Origin of the sequence: Clostridium gasigenes (assembly GCF_900104115.1) — a bacterium.
GTDB classification, from domain to species: Bacteria; Bacillota; Clostridia; order Clostridiales; family Clostridiaceae; genus Clostridium; species Clostridium gasigenes.
Window position 1 is genome coordinate 1 of the sequence record NZ_FNJM01000039.1, and the last position, 2,905, is coordinate 2,905.

Here is a 2,905-nt window from a genome sequence, read left to right on the forward strand (position 1 = left end):
ACAGCGCTAATGGTACTGCACGGGCAGCTGTGTGGGAGAGTAGGACGTCGCCAGGTTAACAAAAAAGAGTCTGATTTAGACTCTTTTTTTTGCGTCTAAAATTATTTGGATAGTATTTATAGTTAGTAAGTAATGTAGTATAGTATAGGTATGGAAATAAATAGATATGAGAAGGAGTAAATATGAGAAAATCAATAAAAATAATAATACTAGTATCAATGACTTTTGTACTAATGGCTTGTTCTAAGAAACCAGTAGAGGAAGTAAGTGCAAGGTTAATATATCCAGATGGGTTACCGGCAATAGGTATAAGTAAATTTATTAATGACAATAAGAAAATAGATAACTATACAATAGAAAGTGAATTGCAAAAAACACCAGATGCTTTAGTAGCTGAATTATTAAAAAGCGAAGCTGATATTGCGGTAGTGCCATCGAATTTAGCATTACAAGTTCACAATAAAGGCTTAGAATATAAAGTAGCAGGAACTATTGGGTTAGGATCTTTATATTTAATAACTACTGAAGATATAACAGATATAAATGAGTTACAAAGTAAAGAAATTTATAATACAGGTAAAGGTCTTACACCAGATCTTATAGGAAAGGAAATATTAAATAGTAAAGGGCTAACTGAAGATAAGGTGAATTATTCATATGTAAGTGCTGCATCTGAATTAGCACCTATGATTATAAGTGGAAAGGCTAAATATGCTATAGTTTCAGAACCTGTCTTATCTACTATAATGAGTAAAAAATCTAATGTAAAAATATTATTAGATTTTAATAAAGAATGGATGGAATCAAAGGATACTAAAATAGGGTTTCCACAATCAACTTTATTAATAAAAGAAAAATTTTATAATGATGATAAAAAACTATGTAAAAAAATAGTAGAAAATATTAAAGAGTCCATAGATTGGGTAAATAATAATCCTAATGAGGCTGGTGTAATAAGTGAAAGTATAGGAATATCAGTTAATAAGGATATATTATCAAGTGCACTGGATAGAGCAAATCTGAAATTCTATAATATACAAGATACTAAAAATGAGTATATAAGATTTTTTGAAGTTATAGATAATAAAGAGTTAAATGAGGAAGGAAAAACTACTTATGAGGAAGTCTTCATTAAAGAATAATAAATATATTATTATAGCTACAATAATTATAATAATCTTATGGGAAATAGTATCTGTAGTAGTAAATAATCAAATAATAATGCCAGGAATAAAAAATATATTATTTGAGTGTGAAAAGATATTAGTTAATGGAGATTGTGTATCATTGATATACTATAGCTTAATAAGATGTTTTATTAGTTTTTTAATTTCTATAATATTAGCAGTTTTATTAGGTGTATTAAGTTATATTAATAAGTGGATATATAATTTTATATATCCTATATTAGCAGTAATTAAATCAGTGCCAACAATGGCATTTATAGTATTAGTACTAGTGTGGGTTTCTAAAGAAACTGCACCAATATTAATAGGAATTATTATATCATTACCTATATTTTATGATGTTACAATTAATACTTTGATTAATACGGATGTTAAACTTATAGAAATGTGTAGAGTATATAAAGTAAAAGAAATAGATATACTTAAAAAAATATATCTACCTTCAATTACTATTTCAATAAGTAATATATTAAGTTCTACTATTTCTCTAATATTTAAAGTAGTTATAGCTGGTGAAGTATATGCACAACCAAAGTATGGTATTGGAGCAGCTATTCAATTAGAGAAAATGCAATTAAATACGTCAGCAGTTATTACTTGGATAATTATTATAGCTATAGTTAGTATAATAGTAGATAAAATTTTAAGTGTTTTACTTAAGAAATTTAATAAGTGGAAGGGGGAAGATCATTATATTAATTAGTAATATAAATATTAGTTATGGAAATAGAAATATTTATAAAGATTTTGAAATTAATATAGAAGACAGTAAGGTTAATTGTATTATGGGACCCTCTGGTTGTGGAAAGACAACATTATTAAATTATATAAGTAATAAATGCCTTGAGGAAAATAAAAATATTTCTTATGTATTTCAAGAAGATAGGTTAATACCTTGGCAAACAGTATATGAAAATTTAGAATTAGTATGTAAGAGATATTATGAGGATAAAGATATAAGTAATAAAGTGAATAATGGTTTAAAAGAAGTTGGGTTATTAGATTATGCAAGATATTATCCAAATCAATTAAGTGGAGGAATGAATCAAAGAGTAAATATAGCAAGGGCTTTAGCAATTCCTTCTGATATAATAATTATGGATGAACCATTTAAATCAATTGATAAGAATAATAAAATTGAGATAATAAATAAAATGAAAAATATATTTAAAGAATCTAATGCAACAGTTATATTTGTAACACATTATGAAGAGGAAAAATTTCTTTTATCAGATAAAGTTATAAGATTAGGTGGAGAGCCAATTCAAATAATAGAGGAATATTATGTTGATAAAACAAAGCAAAAAGTATTAGATAATTAGAATTAATGTAGATTATGGTAGAAATATACTATAATCTACATTTCTATTTACAGAAGAGTTTGATAAAAAAAGTAAACTATTCCTGGCGTATCAATAGTAGGAAAATAGAGTAAATACTAGTTATATATAGAATTATATATAGTAGCTTTATTAAATAACAATATGATATATAATTTAGAGTTAATATCATGGTATTATTAAGTTCGTTCCTAAGGGGACAACAAACAAACCTAATAAATTTAGTAAACAACTTAAATAATTAACTTATTAAAATGTTGTTGACAGAGTTTAGAAATGGTGGTAAGATAAAGAAGTCGCAAATGACGAACTAAGAAAAACAGCTTGAAAGAAAGGTGTTGACAAGGTTTAGATGCGGTGGTAAACTAAGAAAGTCGC

3 protein-coding genes are annotated in these 2,905 nt (G+C 25.8%); all 3 read left to right on the forward strand.

Features of this window, described 5'->3' with window-relative positions:
* Nucleotides 1–182 precede the first annotated feature (182 nt).
* Genes BLS77_RS19380 through BLS77_RS19390 form a run of 3 tightly spaced genes read left to right on the forward strand, consistent with a single transcriptional unit; the run spans nucleotide 183 to nucleotide 2,509 of the window.
* A complete protein-coding gene (locus tag BLS77_RS19380; RefSeq protein ID WP_089973797.1) occupies nucleotides 183–1,142 on the forward strand; it encodes an ABC transporter substrate-binding protein in 960 nt (319 codons plus the stop codon).
* A complete protein-coding gene (locus BLS77_RS19385; protein WP_089973798.1) occupies nucleotides 1,117–1,890 on the forward strand; it encodes an ABC transporter permease in 774 nt (257 codons plus the stop codon). Before BLS77_RS19380 ends, BLS77_RS19385 begins: the two co-directional genes overlap by 26 nt.
* Complete coding sequence (locus tag BLS77_RS19390) at nucleotides 1,835–2,509, forward strand: ATP-binding cassette domain-containing protein (protein ID WP_242874043.1); 675 nt, start codon at nucleotides 1,835–1,837, stop codon at nucleotides 2,507–2,509. The genes BLS77_RS19385 and BLS77_RS19390 overlap by 56 nt, the downstream gene beginning before the upstream one ends.
* The last annotated feature ends 396 nt before the right edge of the window (nucleotides 2,510–2,905 follow it).